Origin of the sequence: Exiguobacterium sp. s35 (genome assembly GCF_018617535.1) — a bacterium.
Lineage (GTDB): Bacteria > Bacillota > Bacilli > Exiguobacteriales > Exiguobacteriaceae > Exiguobacterium > Exiguobacterium aestuarii.
On sequence record NZ_JACSKI010000001.1, the window covers coordinates 1281388 to 1298547 of the forward strand.

16 protein-coding genes and 1 riboswitch are annotated in these 17160 nt (G+C 49.7%); of the genes, 3 read left to right on the forward strand and 13 right to left on the reverse strand.

The genetic code is table 11. The annotated features are described in order from the left end of the window. Position 1: 1 nt before the first annotated feature. From sufD to KNO75_RS06645, 7 genes are all read right to left on the reverse strand, one after another. Complete coding sequence (sufD, locus tag KNO75_RS06615) at positions 2–1270, reverse strand: Fe-S cluster assembly protein SufD (protein ID WP_214820558.1); 1269 nt, start codon at positions 1268–1270, stop codon at positions 2–4. A 12-nt stretch (positions 1271–1282) separates the two neighbouring features. Next, entirely contained in the window at positions 1283–2044 is a 762-nt protein-coding gene (sufC, locus tag KNO75_RS06620) for a Fe-S cluster assembly ATPase SufC (protein ID WP_214694014.1), read from the reverse strand. Between the two features lie 178 nt (positions 2045–2222). Continuing rightward, positions 2223–3437 (reverse strand): MDR family MFS transporter, encoded by a 1215-nt coding sequence (locus KNO75_RS06625; RefSeq protein ID WP_214820560.1) that lies wholly within the window; start codon positions 3435–3437, stop codon positions 2223–2225. A 100-nt stretch (positions 3438–3537) separates the two neighbouring features. Next, positions 3538–4371: a MetQ/NlpA family ABC transporter substrate-binding protein gene (locus KNO75_RS06630; RefSeq protein ID WP_214820562.1), complete on the reverse strand. Its 834-nt coding sequence runs from the start codon at positions 4369–4371 to the stop codon at positions 3538–3540. A gap of 30 nt (positions 4372–4401) precedes the next feature. Continuing rightward, on the reverse strand, positions 4402–5064 hold the full coding sequence (locus KNO75_RS06635) for a methionine ABC transporter permease (RefSeq protein ID WP_012726857.1): 663 nt from the start codon (positions 5062–5064) through the stop codon (positions 4402–4404). Beyond that, entirely contained in the window at positions 5054–6082 is a 1029-nt protein-coding gene (locus KNO75_RS06640; protein ID WP_214693486.1) for a methionine ABC transporter ATP-binding protein, read from the reverse strand. The genes KNO75_RS06635 and KNO75_RS06640 overlap by 11 nt, the downstream gene beginning before the upstream one ends. Positions 6083–6159: 77 nt before the next feature. Continuing rightward, a riboswitch (SAM riboswitch) is annotated at positions 6160–6266 on the reverse strand. A 450-nt stretch (positions 6267–6716) separates the two neighbouring features. Continuing rightward, positions 6717–6974, reverse strand: a complete 258-nt coding sequence (locus tag KNO75_RS06645; protein WP_214693488.1) for a thioredoxin family protein — start codon at positions 6972–6974, stop codon at positions 6717–6719. A gap of 177 nt (positions 6975–7151) precedes the next feature. Between KNO75_RS06645 and KNO75_RS06650 the strand changes: the two genes are divergently transcribed. After that, entirely contained in the window at positions 7152–8210 is a 1059-nt protein-coding gene (locus KNO75_RS06650) for a PTS sugar transporter subunit IIC (protein WP_214760097.1), read from the forward strand. 43 nt (positions 8211–8253) lie between these two features. Here KNO75_RS06650 and gcvH read toward each other — a convergent pair whose 3' ends face one another. The 6 genes from gcvH to KNO75_RS06680 all read right to left on the reverse strand — a co-directional run bounded on the left by gcvH (position 8254) and on the right by KNO75_RS06680 (position 15308). Then, entirely contained in the window at positions 8254–8637 is a 384-nt protein-coding gene (gene gcvH, locus KNO75_RS06655) for a glycine cleavage system protein GcvH (RefSeq protein ID WP_026825478.1), read from the reverse strand. Between the two features lie 48 nt (positions 8638–8685). Next, complete coding sequence (locus KNO75_RS06660; RefSeq protein WP_214693491.1) at positions 8686–9039, reverse strand: arsenate reductase family protein; 354 nt, start codon at positions 9037–9039, stop codon at positions 8686–8688. Positions 9040–9086: 47 nt separating this feature from the next. Then, positions 9087–9818 (reverse strand): hypothetical protein, encoded by a 732-nt coding sequence (locus KNO75_RS06665; RefSeq protein WP_214820564.1) that lies wholly within the window; start codon positions 9816–9818, stop codon positions 9087–9089. 89 nt (positions 9819–9907) lie between these two features. Next, complete coding sequence (locus tag KNO75_RS06670; protein WP_214820566.1) at positions 9908–11692, reverse strand: acyl-CoA dehydrogenase family protein; 1785 nt, start codon at positions 11690–11692, stop codon at positions 9908–9910. A gap of 13 nt (positions 11693–11705) precedes the next feature. Beyond that, positions 11706–12878: an acetyl-CoA C-acetyltransferase gene (locus tag KNO75_RS06675; RefSeq protein WP_012726865.1), complete on the reverse strand. Its 1173-nt coding sequence runs from the start codon at positions 12876–12878 to the stop codon at positions 11706–11708. An 18-nt stretch (positions 12879–12896) separates the two neighbouring features. Further along, on the reverse strand, positions 12897–15308 hold the full coding sequence (locus KNO75_RS06680; protein WP_214820568.1) for a 3-hydroxyacyl-CoA dehydrogenase/enoyl-CoA hydratase family protein: 2412 nt from the start codon (positions 15306–15308) through the stop codon (positions 12897–12899). 214 nt (positions 15309–15522) lie between these two features. Here KNO75_RS06680 and KNO75_RS06685 point away from each other — a divergent pair, with 214 nt between their 5' ends. After that, positions 15523–16425 carry an SDR family oxidoreductase gene (locus KNO75_RS06685; RefSeq protein ID WP_214820570.1) on the forward strand — a complete coding sequence of 301 codons (903 nt, stop codon included), beginning with the start codon at positions 15523–15525 and terminating at the stop codon, positions 16423–16425. Positions 16426–16548: 123 nt separating this feature from the next. Continuing rightward, positions 16549–17097, forward strand: a complete 549-nt coding sequence (locus tag KNO75_RS06690) for a YcxB family protein (protein ID WP_214820572.1) — start codon at positions 16549–16551, stop codon at positions 17095–17097. Positions 17098–17160 lie beyond the last annotated feature (63 nt).

Consider the following 17160-nt stretch of genomic DNA (forward strand, 5'->3'; position numbering starts at 1 on the left):
CTTAACGTACTTTCCCTTCGATGACTTCGCGGAGACGGTCTTTGACCGAATCGATTGCGAGTTCTTCGACGACAGGCGTCAAGAATCCGTGGATGATTAAACGCTCTGCCTCTTGGCGAGACAATCCACGGCTCATCAAGTAGTACAATTGAACATCATCGACACGGCCGACTGATGCCGCGTGACCTGCCATAACATCATCTTCATCGATGAGAAGAATCGGGTTGGCATCCCCACGTGCTTTTTCAGAGAGCATCAAGACGCGCTCTGTTTGAACACCGTTCGATTTTGAAGCACCGTGGTGAATCATCGATGTCCCGCTGAAGATCGCAGTAGCTGCGTCTTTTTGAACACCGTGAATCAAGATGAACCCTTCAGATGCTTTTCCGAAGTGGTCGGTACGGATGTTGAAGTTTTGTTTTTGTGCACCGCGACCGATTGTCACAGCTTTTGTATCCGAATATGTGTTGTCTCCGACGAGGTGAGTCTTCGTTTCGACGACCGAGTTCCCGTCATTCATGTGACCGAGCGCCCAATCGAGGCGACCGTTCGCATAGACGACACCGCGACGGTTCATGAACGTGAGGGCTGATTCAGCGAGCTGATCGACACCACCGAAGACGACTTTCGCGTTCTCTCCAGCGAATACTTCCGTCACGACGTTGACCATATGCGGTTCGTTCGTACCAGAGAGGAAGTTTTCGATGTATGTCACTTCACTACCTTCGTCAGCGACAAGGATCGTGTGGTGATAGAGGGCACCGTTCGCCTGTTCCATCGTGAAGATGGCTTGAAGCGGATCTTTCAATTGTGTGTTTTTCGGTACGTAAATGAACGCCCCACCGTTTGTGAGGGCAGCGTTCAACGCCGAAAGACGTTCTTCATCGACACGTACGCCTTCCGTCATGAAGTATTTCTCAACGAGCTCTGGATGTTGCTCCATCGCTTCTTTGATTCCCATGAACAAGACGCCTTCTGGCATCGACAATTCGTTATAGACGACATGACCGTTGCGTTCAACGAGCACGTTTGTCCGGTGGTCTCCGAGAAGTGATTCGATATCAGCTGTCAAACCGTCTTTCGGTTCGAGATTGACATCACCCGCTGCGAAGTCCCATTTATCAATCTTAATCTTTTCAACTTTTGGCAAAGCAAGTGTCGGCGCAAGTTCTGCTGCCTCTTTACGTCGGTTGACCATCCATGCTGGTCCGCCGAGCGCTTCTGCACGTGCCGACAACGCTTGTGCATCCAATTCAAATTGTACGGTCATCGTACAGCCTCCTTACGCTTCTGTGTCTACTGTCATTCCGAGTTCTTGCTTCACCCAGTCGTAACCTTCTGCCTCGAGTCGCTGTGCGAGCTCTTTTCCACCAGACATGACGATTTTACCTTCCATCATGATGTGTACGAAGTCTGGTTCGATATAGTTGAGGAGACGCTGATAGTGCGTGATGATCAAGCAGCCGAACTCTTCTGAACGCATTTCGTTGACACCTTTTGCGACAACTTTAAGCGCATCGATATCAAGACCTGAGTCGATTTCATCCAAGATGGCGATGTTCGGTTGGATCATCATCATTTGAAGAATTTCGTTACGCTTCTTCTCACCACCTGAGAATCCTTCGTTTAAGTAACGGTGTGCCATTTCTGAAGGGATTTCGAGAAGTTCCATCTTCGCATCGAGTTCACGGATGAACTTCATGAGTGAGATTTCCTGACCTTCTTCACGACGTGAGTTGATTGCTGAACGCAAGAAGTCTGCGTTTGTCACACCGCTGATTTCAGCCGGGTACTGCATCGCAAGGAACATCCCTGCTTGTGCGCGCTCGTCGACTTCCATCTCGAGGACATCTTCGCCGTTTAATTCGACGCTTCCCCCAGTGACCTCATAAAGTGGATGACCCATGAGTGCTGATGCGAGTGTTGATTTACCAGTCCCGTTTGGACCCATGATGGCATGAATTTCGCCACCTTTAATTTCTAGGTTAAGACCTTTGACAATCTCTTTTCCTTCGATTGAGACGCGGAGGTCATCAATTTTCATTTGTGGTACGTTAGACATTCGGATACCCCTTCCGTATTTTCTCGCCATAGTGAATGGCGTAGATTAGATATATTCTAATCTTAGACTAGTCATTTTTTTATTTCAAGCGACTCACCTTAGAATTCATTCTCAATAAAATGATAAAAGTTGAGAATGCTAATAGTAGGAAATCAAGACATTATCCGGCATTCTCTTCGATGAGTGCGAGGACGGCTTTCCGCTCTCGTACTGCGGCCGCGAAGAAGAAGGCACCACATCCCGTCAACACCGCCAAACTTCCGAACACCGGAAGCGATGATTGGCCAAACGTATCCAGTAACACCCCACCGATAATCGGTCCAATCGTCTGACCGAGTGACGTCAATCCCATCGCCCCAAAATAAGTTCCCCGTAAATGTTCGGGAGCCAGTTCATCCGTCAATACATCTGTCATCGTGAACATCAACACTTCGCCGACCGTGAAAATGGCCATTGCAACGAATAACACCCACTCCACTGTCGCAAATCCGATGAGCAAGAGTCCGAACGACAATGTTGAGATTCCAAAAAAGAGTGACTTGATCGGAGAGACACGAATCCCGAAACGCATAATCGGATATTGCACGATGAGCACCGTGATTGCGTTCGTCGTCAATAAGTAAGCGAACAATCTCGAACCGTCTTCTAACCCGTCGCTTAATGCGATGAATTGAGGAAGCGTCGAATTGAACTGACTGTAACCGATAATCGCGAAGATCATCCCGATGATGACCGCACGGAATGTCCGGTCGTCTCGTAAAACGCGAAACGTCTCCGTCAAGCGTGGCCGTGCCTTGACCCCGTCTCCTTCTTCAAATGGATACTTATAAAACAAGATCGAGATGATGATTCCATACAATATGTATACTGCCGTCACGACAAAGAATGCGGTCTTCACTCCGGTGAGAGATAAGACGACCGCCAAGAGTGGCCCGATGGCCGCGGCGATATTGATCATGAAGTAACGGACGTTATAGACGATGACCCGTTGGTCTGCCTGCGTCGTGTCACTGATGAGTGCCCGCGAAGCCGGTTCTAAGAAAGATCGCGACATGCCCATCAACATCGATAACATATAAAACCAAATCAGCTCGGTCGCGAGCGCGAGACCAGCGAACGTGACGGCATTGAGCACGATGCCGATCAACATGAGCTGTTTTCGCCCATATCGGTCAGAGAGTGTCCCCCCAAAGAAGCTCATGAACAGACCCGAAAGTGCCGTCACGGCAAAGATTGTTCCAATCACACTCGCCGAAAAGCCGAGCGTGGCCAGATAGATTGCAAAAAATGGCATGACAAAAAACGTCGCCAGTCGTGCAAAAAATGTCCCGAACAGGACGCCCCACGTCAGTGGATGAATCTGTCTGAGCTTCATCCAAATCCCCCCTTTTCTTTCATATATGTAGTGTACTTCTCTTTATGAAAGAACACTAGACAAAAAAAGACCCAGGGGATGACCCCTGAGTCGAGACTGCTTATTGTTGTACCGGTACGACCGCACCTTTGTATTCGTCTAAGATCCACTGTTGTGTCTCTTCAGAAGTCAATACTTCGAGGAGTGCTTTGACGCGCTCATCTTCTTCGTCCCCTTCACGTGTGACGATCAAGTTGACGTATGGTGAGTCTTCGCCTTCGAGTGCGATGGCATCTTCAAGTGGGTTGAGACCTGCGTCGATTGCGTAGTTCGTGTTGATGAGGACCGCATCGCCTTCTCCGTTGTTGTAAGCTGTCGGAAGAAGTGCTGCTTCAACGTCTGTTTTGAACTTCAAGTCTTTAGGATTGTCAACGATGTCAGAGACTGTCGCATCGACCGTCTTGCCTTCAGCAAGTGTGATGAGACCTTCTGATTGGAGCATCGTGAGAATTCGTCCGTGGTCAGCGACCGATGAACTCATGATGATTTCTGCGCCTTCAGGAAGTTCATCGAGCGATTTGTATTTCTGTGAGTACACACCTATTGGCTCGATGTGAACGCCACCCGCAGATGCGAATTTGTAGTCTTTGTTTTCAGCCATTTGTGACTTGAGGTATGGCTCATGTTGGAAGTAGTTCGCATCGAGCTCACCGCTTGCGAGTGTCTTGTTCGGAAGTACGTAGTCTTGGAACTTCTTGATTTCGAGTTTGTAGCCTTTTGCTTCATATTCTTCTTGTACGTGCTCTAAAATCTCAGCGTGCGGTACGTTCGACGCACCGACAATCAATGTTTTTTCATCGCCAGAACCTGTTTCTGCCTCTTCTCCGCCGCAAGCCGCGAGAACTGTGAATGCTGATAAAGCTGTCAATCCAAGTACTGTTTTCCAAGTTTTCATTATGAATCCCTCCAAATGGTGTATGTGTAATTAAGCTGAACGTTTATCAATTTTTGTGACGAGTCGGTCACCGATGAACTGGATGACAAACACGATGATCAAGATGAGCACCGTCGCCACGAACGTGACGTCGTTTTGTGAGCGTTGGAAACCTTCCAAGAAGGCCAAGTTCCCGAGTCCGCCGCCTCCGACGACACCGGCCATCGCCGTATAACCGACGATTGCCACAATGGTCACCGTGAGTCCTGAAACGATTGCCGGAAGAGCTTCCGGAATCAAGACTTTGTAGATGATTTGCCATTTCGTCGCTCCCATCGATTCGGCCGCTTCGATGACCCCACGGTCGACTTCACGAAGCGCAAGTTCGACCATTCGAGCATAGAACGGTGCCGCTCCGATGATGAGCGCCGGAAGCGCCGCCGTCGAACCGAGCATCGTACCAAGCAGGAACAACGTGAACGGGATGAGTAAAATGATTAAGATGATGAACGGGATCGAACGAAACACGTTGACGATTGCGCTGACGAAGACGTAAATTGGACGATTCTTCAATAATAGCGATTCGTTTGTAATATAAAGAATCAAACCTAAAGCGAGTCCAATCACAAACGTCGCGACACCCGCGACGAGCGTCATGTATAACGTCTCCCATGTCTGTTCCATCATGATTTGCCAGTCTACGTTAGGAAACATCGCTTTCCACCTCCACTTCTACTGATTGCGAACGAATCGACGCGATGGCGCGTTCGATTTCTCGTGCTTCCCCAATCAATTGGATGAATAGCGTGCCGAGCGCACCGACTTGTGACTGAGTCACGTTCCCGCCGATGATGTTGAATCCGATGTCGTGCGTCTTAAGGACGTCAGACAAAATCGGTTGTTCTGCCGTTTCGTTCAAGAATTTCAATTTGACGATTTGCCCACTCGGATAGCGTGCTTTCAAATGTTCGAACGTGAGCGACAGATCGTCGACCGCTCCGATTTGTTTCACGAATTCTTTTGTGATTGGCTGCTCCGGATGTTGGAACACGTCAGAGACTTGACCTGTCTCAACGACTTTCCCTGCCTCCATCACGGCGACGCGATGACAAATCTTTTGGATAACGTGCATCTCATGTGTGATGAGGACGATTGTCAATCCGAGTTTCTTATTGATGCTGACGAGCAGTTCAAGAATCGAATCCGTCGTCTTCGGGTCGAGCGCGCTTGTCGCTTCGTCACAGAGGAGCACCTCTGGATTTGTAGCGAGCGCGCGGGCAATCCCGACTCGCTGTTTTTGACCCCCGGATAATTGTGACGGATAGCTGTCTTCGCGACCTGATAGTCCGACGAGCTCGACGAGTTCCTGGACCCGACGCTTCCGCTCACTTGCCGGAACCCCGATCAATTCGAGTGGGAAGCTGATGTTTTCTGCGACCGTGCGCGACCACAGAAGGTTAAAGTGCTGGAAGACCATCGAGACGTTCTTGCGAACCCCTCGTAATTCTTTCGGGCTGAGCTTCGTGAGTTCACTCCCGGCGACCTCGATTTCACCGCTAGACGGTGACTCGAGACGGTTGAGCAATCGGATGAGCGTCGACTTCCCCGCCCCCGAATATCCGATTATTCCAAAAATTTCACCGCGATCAATCGTTAGTGACACATCATCGACCGCCTGGACACGACCATTCTTCGTATCGAACCATTTGGCGACGTTTCGTAATTGAATCAATTCCTTTCCCTCCTGACAACAAAAAAAGCGCGCACGTTTGAGCAAACGTGCGCACTTTATCGTACGGACAACGATTGCTCTCATCTCTCAAGGTTTCTCACCTTGCTGGAATTAGCACCATTTCGGATTGCTCCGCGGTTGCTGGGCGTCATAGGGCCAGTCCCTCAGCCTCTCTTGATAAGAGTGTTGTGTATTCGATTAGCTTTATCATAGCGACAGCTTTTTCTGCTGTCAAATCATTTTTTCAAAAAAATCAAAAAAAGGTGCCGTCCGAGGACGACACAGAACGTAGCACCTTGAGTCACGGAAGGACAGCCCATAGATGAAAATCTTTTGCCCGTTCAAGATTTACATCCTTATATGGGGGAGATTCACCAATCATCACTCGATCTTGACTTGGACCGTGCGATTATACGGAACGTCTTTCTTCGCTTGATTTTTTTGGGGGACAATCGAAGGGAAGATTGACGTGTATTCGTATAAAGGTAGCAGCGGCTTCACCAAAACGTCTTGATGTCGGGAATATCGCGTCCTATTTTGTGTTCAAGTAAGATGTTGTAATGAATATACCATTCGTGAACTTTCTGTGTCAACTGATTATTTAAAATTTTCAGATTATTCTAATGTTCCTCTCTCACTTTACGAAAGAGAGGACGTGTTGAACGTTTTGAAAAGCGTAAAGACGATCCCGAACCTCGCCATTTTCAAGCTTTAACAGCGCTGGGACGCTCATCACCTGATAAGCTTCAAGTTCTTTTGGGATATAGTTCGCATCGCGCTTTTCAATCTGAATTTCAGGGTCGACCGCCTCGACAACCGTCAACATTTTCTCCGCGACAGCGCATGTACCACACATTGGGGCGTATATATATAAGTATCCGTCTGTAATCATTTTTCTCACCTCTCTTGTCATTATAATAGTCGTTCGAGTCCCGTTCAAAAATCGTGCTCTCGTGAAATTTCAGAATTTTTCAATGATTCTCTTGACTCTTCTGTCGGATAGGAATAATATGGGTTCTAACTTTATCGCTTTTGTACATAACAGCAAAGAAGAAGGACAGGTGAATGAATGATGACGGAACAGGCAACAGGTACGACAAAGCAATTTACGATGAACGTCTTAAACGGTCTCAGTATGGCGATTCTGATCGCCCTCATCCCGAGCGCGCTGCTCGGTGAACTCACGAAAGCTATACTCCCTTATTTTCCGTCTCTTCAATTCATATTGGATGCGACGACGATTGCGATGCGACTCCTCCCGGCCATTATCGGTCTTGCCGTCGCGATGCAGTTCGGACGATCGATTTTAGAGGCTGGAACAATCGCCATCGCAACCTATGTCGGCAGTGGCGCCGTTCGAATTAACGAAGGTGCGTTCGTGATGGCCGGAATCGGTGACGTAATCACAGCCGGTGTGACCGCTGCGATCGCTACGATTCTTGTCATGAAGCTCGCCCCGCATTTGAAGACGTATACGGTCATCGTCATGCCGATGACAGTCATTGTCGTCGCAGGCGGCATCGGTGCCTTCTTATTGACGTATATCTCACAGATCACGACATACATCGGATACCTCATCATGACGATGACGGATCTTCAACCGGTTCTCATGGGCATCTTGATCGCGATGGCGTTCTCGCTCATCATCGTCTCGCCGATTTCGACTGTCGGAATCGCGACCGCGATTAGCTTATCAGGCGTTGCAGCCGGTGCGGCAAACCTCGGCGTCGTCGCCGCCGGGTTCGGTCTCGCCATCGCGGGTTGGCAGGCGAACGCGACCGGTACATCGATCGCCCACTTCCTCGGATCGCCGAAGATTCAAATGGCAAACTTCGTCCGACGCCCGATTATGATGCTTCCGATTTTGGCGAATGCGGCCATCCTCGGTGCGCTCGCTGGTATATTAAGAATCGAGGGGACTCCAATCAGCGCAGGGTTTGGCGTATCTGGACTCATCGGACCGGTAAACGCGCTACATCTCATGCCGGGCGGGTTCGCCTTGTTCAACGTGCTTCTCGTGATCGTCTTGTTCGGGCTCATTCCAGTCGGACTTGGGATTTTCTTCTATCGTGTGTTCGAACGGGCGACACTCGTCAAATCGGACCACTACCGACTCGATTTCGAGTAAACAAAAAAAGCCGGCTTCTCCAATTAGGAGAGGCCGGTTTTACTTATCCTTGAATCATCGCTTCATATTCTTCTGCAGACATGAGCTTGTCGAGATCCGACTCTTCCGTCAACTCAACTTCGACCATCCATGCATTTTCAAACGGTGACTCGTTGACGAGTTCTGGAGAATCGGCAAGGTCCTCGTTCACTGCTGTGATGCGTCCAGATACTGGCGCATACAACTCAGAGACCGTCTTGACTGATTCGACTGAACCGAATGGCTCGTCGAGTAGGATTGTACCGTCAACTTCTGGGAGTTCCACAAACACGATATCCCCTAGTTCGCTTTGTGCGAAATCCGTGATGCCGATGCGGGCTTTCGTTCCGTTCACTTCTACCCACTCATGTTCTTTTGAATAACGTAAATTTGCTGGTACTTTGCTCATCCTAACTTCCCCCTCAAATAAATTAGACTCACATCTGTATTATAGCACTTAGCCCCAAACGTCCGTAAAGGACTTTTCTGAAAATCCGACCGTCGTTTTTTCACCATTTGTGACGATTGGACGCTTCAAAAGCATACCATTGCTTGATAATAGCTCGAGTTGTTCGTCTTCTGATAGATTTGGTAGCTTGTCTTTGATGCCTTCGTTCCGATAGACTTGCCCGCTCGTATTGAAGAACTTCTTAAGCGGTAAGTCTGATTGTTTCCACAGCTCGGCGAGTTCTTCTTTCGTCGGTGTCGATTCGACGATATGAACGTATGTATACTCGACCCCTTGCTCTTTCAACCATTTTTCTGCTTTTTTACACGTACTGCATGGTGGATAGCCGTATAGTGTCACCATCTGTTCATCACCTCTCTCATCAATGTAGCATATTCAGAGAAATCAATTCACGTCTCAAGCAACCGTTCGATCTCTCGTTTCATCGTTGGGTTGACCTCATATCGCTCTTCGATAAAACGTAAGATGACCGCCGCCGCGACGCCCGACTTGCCATATCCTAATACCCCGCTCATCAAGAAAGAAATCATCTCTGGATGTCTCGTCTCGACCCGACGTGTCGGGTTGAACGGGTCTCCTTGTCCACCGAGCGCCTTCAAGACGTTTTGAACGGCCGCGACTTGGACGAGTTCGAACCCGGCGAGCATCTCGCCCCGGCGTTCCCGAAGCAAGCCGACATATAGGTTCGTCAATGCTTCTTCATAGTAGTAAGCCGTCGCTTCACGCGCGATTTCAAGACGCGGTGTCGCAAACACGTCGAGTGCTTCGTCCCGTCGCCAGACGACGCGTCCTGGTGTATAGGCGATCGCTGCGAGTTCATGTACTTCAAAGACGGCGAATTCACCGTAGATGCCATCGTGATACATGATCTTATGTCCGTCTTTCGTATTTTGGAATTGATAGTGAAGCGGCTCGACTTCAAGCCAGTCGAGTCGGTCGATAAAGCGTGCCTTCTGCCCGTCCTCGACAATTAAAAAGAAATCGAGGTCCGAATAATCATCCAGTCGCTCCGTCTCTAGTCCGATCGACCCTAATGCCAGCAACATCAGCGTTCCTTCGTGTGCGGCAACCGATTCCCCGATTTGTTCCATTCGTTCAAGCAATCTATCGCGTGTTTTCATCGTCTCTCCCCCTCGTTTCTATTGTACGTGGCAGAGCTCAAAAAAAGAAAGGGCCGACCGCGTCCGGTCCACCCTTTCTGTCGATTGAATTACACGATAAACTTGTTCGCTTTGATGAGGCTCGCAGCGACTTCACGCTTCGTCCCGATCACATTGATCGGCTGGTAGCGGCTGAACTTCTTCATTGCCGAGAGAAGCATGCGCTGCTCGTCACCAGACGCCGCTGCATACAACACTTCTTTCGCCATGAGTTCGACTTGTTTGAACACTTGTTCCGCAAAGATTTCCGTGTAGCGGACTTTGAGCGTGTTCTTCTCTTCGCCTGAGCGTCCGATCGCTTTGTCTGTACGAGCGATGGCTGCTTCAAGCGCGTAGATGGCACTGATCATGTCTGCGATCTTCGCCAAGATTTCTTGTTCGTTTTGAAGGTCTTGTTGATATTTCTGAACCGCTGTACCTGCGACCATCAAGTTGATTTTCTTCATGTTCGAAAGGAGCATCTTCTCGCGTGCGAGTGGTGAGCCGTCCAATTCTTGCGGCATGTAGCTCATGAGCTCTTTTTGAAGTTTTTGTGCTTCTGCGAGGAGCGGCAATTCACCTTTCATCGCTTTCTTGAGAAGTGTACCCGGAACGATCAAACGGTTGATCTCGTTCGTTCCTTCAAAGATGCGGTTGATGCGTGAGTCACGATAGAGGTTTTCGACTTCATACTCTGCCATGAATCCGTATCCACCATGGATTTGAACTGCTTCGTCGACAACGTAGTCGAACGTTTCAGAAGCGAATACTTTGTTGAGTGAGCATTCGATCGCATATTCAGCAATCGCTTGTGCGACTTTTGATCCATCGCGCATGTTCTCGTCACCAAGTGCGTCGAGGCTATCTTGGAACAAGCCGCCCGTACGATACACTGAGCTTTCCATCGCATAGATGTTCGCTGCCATCGTTGCCAATTTCTCTTGGATGAGCGGGAATTGGCTGATTGGTGTCTTGAACTGCTTGCGCTCGTTCGAATATTGTACCGAGAGGTCGAACGCACGTTTTGAAGATCCGACTGCTCCGACTGCAAGTTTGTAACGACCGACGTTCAAGATGTTGAAGGCGATGACGTGACCTTTTCCGACTTCACCGAGAAGATTGTCGACTGGTACTTCGACGTCTTCAAGGATGAGCGTACGTGTCGACGATCCCTTGATCCCCATCTTCTGCTCTTCTGCGCCAGTTGAGACTCCTTTGAAGTCACGCTCGACGATGAAGGCACTGAACTTGTCGCCATCGATTTTTGCGTAGACGACGAAGACGTTCGCGAAGCCAGCGTTTGTGATCCATTGCTTCTCACCGTTCAAGACGTAGTGCGTGCCCGCTTCGTTCAAGACAGCCGTCGTTTTCGCACCGAGGGCGTCAGACCCTGAGCCTGGCTCCGTGAGCGCGTAAGCCGCGATCCATTCTCCTGTCGCGAGTTTCGGCAAGTACTTGTGCTTTTGCTCTTCTGATCCGAAGAAGACGATCGGGAGTGTCCCGATTCCGACGTGTGCGCCGTAGCTGAGTGCGAACGAACGAGCTTTCGCGAAACGCTCCGTGATGATCGAAGAAGAGATTTTATCGAGTTGGTAGCCGCCGTACTCTTCTGGAACGTCTGCTCCGAGGAGACCGAGCTCGCCCGCTTCTTTCAACAATTCGACAGAGAGGTCGAACTCGTGTTTTTCGATGCGCTCGAGAACTGGCATGACGCGGTCATCGACGAATCCTGCCGTCGTGTCCCCAATCATCTTATGCTCATCTGAGAAATCCTCTGGTGTGAAGAGACGCGATGCGTCGAGTGCGTCAATGACAAAGCTACCGCCTTTAATCAATTCATGTTCTGTACGTTCCATATCCGATTCCCCCTTAAAGTAATTCGAAGACACCAGCCGCGCCCATTCCGCCGCCGATACACATCGTGACAACCCCATACTTCTCATTACGTCGTTTCATCTCATGCAAGATCGAGACAGAAAGTTTTGCTCCTGTACAACCGAGTGGGTGACCGAGGGCGATAGCGCCACCGTTCACGTTCACTTTCGATGGATCGATTCCGAGTTCACGGATGACACCGAGTGATTGGCTCGCGAACGCTTCGTTCAACTCGAACAATCCGACTTCTTCTAACTTCACGCCAGCCATTTCGAGTGCTTTTGGAATGGCGACGACTGGACCGATCCCCATCACTTCCGGACGGACACCGCCGACTGCGAACGAGAGGAACTTCGCCATCGGTTGTAACCCTTGGCGTTCTGCTTCTTCACGGTCCATGACGAGGACAGCTGCCGCTCCGTCTGACACTTGTGAGGCGTTACCCGCCGTGACCGAACCTTTGATTTTGAAAGCTGGGCGAAGTTTACCGAGCGCTTCGATTGTCGAATCGGCACGGACACCTTCGTCATGCTTCACGACTTTCTCCACTTCCGCAACTTTACCGTCTTCACCGAGCACGTGCTCGATGACCGTCACAGGAACGATTTCTTCCTGGAACTTGCCACCCGCGATCGCTGCAGCCGCTTTTTGGTGACTGTTGATAGCAAACGCATCTTGGTCTTCGCGCGAGATGTTATATTCGGCCGCGACACGCTCTGCCGTGTGACCCATGCTCATGTAGTACTCAGGTGCCGTCTCCATGATGTGTGGGTTTGGACGGATGACGTGACCACCCATCGGTACTTGGCTCATCGATTCCATACCGCCGGCGATGATCGCCGTTGCTTGACCGATCATGATTTTTGCCGCCGCATCCGCGATGGCTTGAAGACCTGACGAGCAGTAGCGGTTGATGGTGATCGCTGGAACTTCGTGCGACAGTCCCCCCCGGACCGCCGCATAGCGAGCGATGTTCATCCCTTGCTCCGCTTCTGGCATCGCACAACCCATGATGACGTCATCAATCGGGCCTTTATATCCTGAACGCTCAAGCGTTGCCTTGATGGCATATCCCGCGAGCTCGTCCGAACGAACGTTACGGAACGAACCGCGTTTTGCTTTTCCGACCGGCGTCCGTGCGCCGGCTACGATGACTGCTTCCCTCATCTGTTATGTCCCCCTTTATCAGTTCCGTAGTGGTTTGCCTTTCACGAGCATATGTTGCATCCGTTGTTGTGACTTCGGCTCCCCGATGAGGCTCAAGAAAGCTTCACGCTCGATGTCGAGGAAGTACTGTTCGTCGACGAGCGTACCGTATGCCAAATCGCCACCACTGATGACATGTGCGAGTTTCTTCGCAATCTTCAAATCATGCTCTGAAATATAACCGCCGTAGAACATTTCATACGCCGCGAGTTCGAGCGTCGCTTTACCCGTTTGACCGACGACTGGCAATTTCTCACGAACCGGTGCCGTATACCCATCGGCAAGTTCAAGTACCGTCTGTTTCGCATCGAACGTCAAGTGATCACGGTTCATCGAGATCCCGTCGACTGCACGGTGGTAACCGAGTGTCTTCGCATCAAATGCCGACTTCGATACTTTCGCCATCGCGATGTTCTCGAACGTCTGTTGCGCCGCCTTCTCGATGTTTTGCATCGATTTTGGCGTCTGTTCAAGGAGACGACGATACGTGTTGACGTTTCCGCCCCCACCTGGGATGAGACCGACACCGACTTCGACGAGACCCATATATGTCTCAAGCGCGGCTTGCATACGTGCTGCCGGTAAGCTAATTTCTGTTCCGCCACCAAGCGTCATGCCGTATGGTGCGGCGACGACCGGGCGACTTGAATAACGAATCTTTTGAACGACTTGTTGGAACTTGTTGATGATCCAATCGAGTTCGAACCAGTTCTCGTCTTCTGCTTCCATGAGCATCATCGCAAGGTTCGCACCGACACAGAAGTTCTTGCCGTCGTTCGCGAGGACCATTCCTTTGAAATCTTGCTCCACGCGGTCAATCGACTGTTCGATCATCTGCATGATATCGACACCGATCGCGTTGTTTGGTGATGTGAATTCGAGTGCGACGACGTCATCGCCGATATCGACGAGGCGTGCCCCACCGTTCTCTAAGATGATGCCGTTTGATTTTGCGAGTGGCTTGAGTTTCAATTCTTTCGGGTTGACGGTCTTCTCGACGTACGCCTTCGACGCTTTATCGTAATACTGGTCTCCCTTATAGAATGACGTGTTACCTGCAGCAAGCATCTCATCGATCCATGCCGGGACGTCGTAGCCCTCCGCTTTCATACGTTCGACTGATTTTTCCACACCGAGGGCATCCCACATCTCGAACGGTCCGAATTTCCAACCGAAGCCCCACTTCATCGCATCGTCGATGGCGACGATTGTGTCTGCGATCTCACCAGTAAGACGTGCAGAGTAAGCGAGCGTCTTCGCTGTGATTGGCCAGAGCAGTTGTCCGACGCGACCTTTGTTCAAGATGGCACCTTTCAACTTCGCTTTCGAACCAGGAAGTGACTTGATTTGATCGAGCTCAGGACCTGTAATCGCTTTCAATTGTTCGTATTCGAACGTCTGAAGATTCAATTCCTGAATGACCTTTCCTTCTTTCTTATAGAAACCTTGACCGGCTTTCTGTCCGATCCAGCCTTTTTCCACGAGTTGCTTCATCTCTGAAGGGACGTCGAACGTGTCCTTCTCTTCCCCAGCTTCGAGCGTCTCGTAGACGTTACCCGCCACGTGGACGAACGTGTCGATTCCGACGACATCGAGTGTGCGGAACGTCGCTGATTTCGGGCGACCGATGAGTGGACCTGTGATTGAATCCATCTCTCCGATTGACGCGTTTTGCTTGAGCATCTCTTCGAACGTGACGAGGAGACCGTATGTCCCGATTCGGTTACCGATGAAGTTCGGCGTGTCTTTGGCTTCGACGACACCTTTCCCGAGTCGGTCTTCCGCGAAGCGTGACATGAAGTCGATGACCGGGCGTGCTGTCTTCTCCGTCGGGATGAGTTCGAGCAACTTCAAGTAGCGCGGTGGGTTGAAGAAGTGCGTTCCGAGGAAGCGTGATTTCAATCCTTCCGGAAGGGCACTTGCCATCGCTTCGATGGAGATCCCTGACGTGTTCGAGCTGAGGATCGCATCTTCACGGATGTAAGGTGCAATCTTCTCGAAGAGCTGTTGCTTCACATCGAGGCGCTCGACGACGACTTCGATGACCCAGTCCGCTTCTTTCAAACGCTCTAAATCATCTTCTAAGTTCCCGACTTCGATGAAGTTGAGATGGTCGGCTGTCGCAAGTGGTGCCGGATTTTGTTTCAATAGCTTCTGGCGGTTTTCTGAGGCGATGCGATTTCGTACTTCTGGTGACTCGAGCGTCAACCCTTTCGCTTCCTCTTTTGCTGTCAATTCACGTGGTACGATGTCGAGCATGAGCGAACGAATCCCCGCGTTCGCCAAGTGAGCCGCAATCCCCGCCCCCATTACTCCTGAACCGATGACGACCGCAAAACGAATTGAGTTCGTCAAACGGAGGTCGGTTGATTGTTCGATGTGACTCGTCATAGTGTTCCCCCCTAAAATGAGAATGAATAGTGATTCATTTCACGCGTAAAAAAAATCGCAATCACCATCGTGTTTACTCTTCTATCATAAATGAATGAACATTCATTCGCAAGCGTTCATTTTTCAATTTCATTCCATTTTTTGATTGAACGATTAGTTTTCAATCGATGTGGTATAGACAAAAAGAGTCAAATTCAGAAAGGGGAATGTACGCATGCGCGATAATCGTCTGAACACTGCAGGTAGTCGAAAGGATTTTGAGTCGTTTAAAAAGGACGCACAAGAACAGGCGCACCAACCAGGAATCGATTCGAAGATGGAGCCCTTCCCGATTTATGAACGGGAAGACTATAAGGGAAGTGACAAGTTAAAAGACAAAGTCGCGATCATCACCGGCGGGGATTCCGGGATTGGGAAATCGGTCGCCATCTTCTTCGCCCATGAAGGTGCGAACTCGGTCATCGTTTATAAGGACCAAAACGAGCTCGAGGACGCGGAAGCGACGAAAGAACGGATTGAAGACTTGGGCCAAGCCTGTCTCTTGCTACAGGGAGACCTCGGGGAATCTTCTTTCTGTCAACGAATCGTCGAGGAGACGCTCGAGACGTTCGGTCACATCGACATCCTCGTCAATAACGCCGCCGAGCAGCATCCGCAGGAATCACTTCTCGACATCTCGGACGAACAACTCGAGAAGACGTTCCGCACGAACATCTTCAGCATGTTTTACTTAACGAAAGCCGCGCTCCCCTATTTAAAAGAAGGAGCCAGCATCATCAATACGACCTCGATTACGGCATATGAAGGAAACGATCAGCTAATTGACTATGCGTCGACGAAAGGCGCGATCACCGCGTTCACCCGCTCGCTCGCCAAAAACTTGGCGGACAAAAAGATTCGCGTCAACGGGGTCGCCCCCGGACCGATTTGGACACCGCTCATCCCATCGACGTTCGATGCGGAGAAGGTCAAATCGTTCGGGGACTCTTCCGGTATGAAACGTCCGGGGCAACCGGCCGAACTCGCACCGGCCTATGTCTATCTTGCAAGCGATGACTCGACGTATGTCAGTGGCCAAGTCATTCACGTCAATGGTGGTACAGTGATTAATGGATAATTTTGAAACAGGCTCAGTCATCAGGTACTGAGTCTGTTTTTATGGGAAATTAATCCACTACATGATACAGTGGTTAACAGATATTACTTCGTTAATCAGATGAAAGGAAGGAGTTAGTGATAGATGATTCATTATCAATTGACAAAAAATGATTTTTTCATGCTACAAAAAAATTTTATTGAAAACTCGGTTTCGGAAAAACGGAAATCTTTACTTATCACGATTGTACTCATGTTGCTGACAGCTTTTTATGGATTTGCCCTCGCAATCACCTTGTTACCTGAAACAATGTCCGCCGCCATCATCCTCATACTCGCTGTCGGTACCGCTGTTGTAGCACCGCTTCTCTTGTTCCCATTCTTCAAGAAAGTGCATTTTACAATTAGGCTGAAACTATTACGTTCCATATTTCGACAGGAATCGAAATGGCCACGTGACTTGACATTATCAATTTATGAGAACGGAATTGAAGTCAACTCTCTCCACAACGCCGTCAATAAACAGATTCGAGTCTCATGGAAAGCAATTGAAAGAGTAAGCGAAGACGAAACCCACTATTATCTATACATCGAAGCGACGGAAGCAATTATTATACCGAAGCGAAAGTTGCGTGAGACTAATCAAACAACCATCAATCACTTGTTACAAAAATACTTAAATATCACTCTCTAAGCAACTATATTCAAGGTTCAATACTCCCTAGACATACATGCATATGACAAACTACAAAGGAGC

What these genes read in the sequence shown, in the direction of transcription:
- sufD (WP_214820558.1), bottom strand. Translation starts at nt 1,270, where the DNA reads ATGACCGTACAATTTGAATTGGATGCACAAGCGTTGTCGGCACGTGCA.
- sufC (WP_214694014.1), bottom strand. Translation starts at nt 2,044, where the DNA reads ATGAAAATTGATGACCTCCGCGTCTCAATCGAAGGAAAAGAGATTGTC.
- KNO75_RS06625 (WP_214820560.1), bottom strand. Translation starts at nt 3,437, where the DNA reads ATGAAGCTCAGACAGATTCATCCACTGACGTGGGGCGTCCTGTTCGGG.
- KNO75_RS06630 (WP_214820562.1), bottom strand. Translation starts at nt 4,371, where the DNA reads ATGAAAACTTGGAAAACAGTACTTGGATTGACAGCTTTATCAGCATTC.
- KNO75_RS06635 (WP_012726857.1), bottom strand. Translation starts at nt 5,064, where the DNA reads ATGTTTCCTAACGTAGACTGGCAAATCATGATGGAACAGACATGGGAG.
- KNO75_RS06645 (WP_214693488.1), bottom strand. Translation starts at nt 6,974, where the DNA reads ATGATTACAGACGGATACTTATATATATACGCCCCAATGTGTGGTACA.
- KNO75_RS06650 (WP_214760097.1), top strand. Translation starts at nt 7,152, where the DNA reads ATGATGACGGAACAGGCAACAGGTACGACAAAGCAATTTACGATGAAC.
- gcvH (WP_026825478.1), bottom strand. Translation starts at nt 8,637, where the DNA reads ATGAGCAAAGTACCAGCAAATTTACGTTATTCAAAAGAACATGAGTGG.
- KNO75_RS06660 (WP_214693491.1), bottom strand. Translation starts at nt 9,039, where the DNA reads ATGGTGACACTATACGGCTATCCACCATGCAGTACGTGTAAAAAAGCA.
- KNO75_RS06665 (WP_214820564.1), bottom strand. Translation starts at nt 9,818, where the DNA reads ATGAAAACACGCGATAGATTGCTTGAACGAATGGAACAAATCGGGGAA.
- KNO75_RS06670 (WP_214820566.1), bottom strand. Translation starts at nt 11,692, where the DNA reads ATGGAACGTACAGAACATGAATTGATTAAAGGCGGTAGCTTTGTCATT.
- KNO75_RS06675 (WP_012726865.1), bottom strand. Translation starts at nt 12,878, where the DNA reads ATGAGGGAAGCAGTCATCGTAGCCGGCGCACGGACGCCGGTCGGAAAA.
- KNO75_RS06680 (WP_214820568.1), bottom strand. Translation starts at nt 15,308, where the DNA reads ATGACGAGTCACATCGAACAATCAACCGACCTCCGTTTGACGAACTCA.
- KNO75_RS06685 (WP_214820570.1), top strand. Translation starts at nt 15,523, where the DNA reads ATGCGCGATAATCGTCTGAACACTGCAGGTAGTCGAAAGGATTTTGAG.
- KNO75_RS06690 (WP_214820572.1), top strand. Translation starts at nt 16,549, where the DNA reads ATGATTCATTATCAATTGACAAAAAATGATTTTTTCATGCTACAAAAA.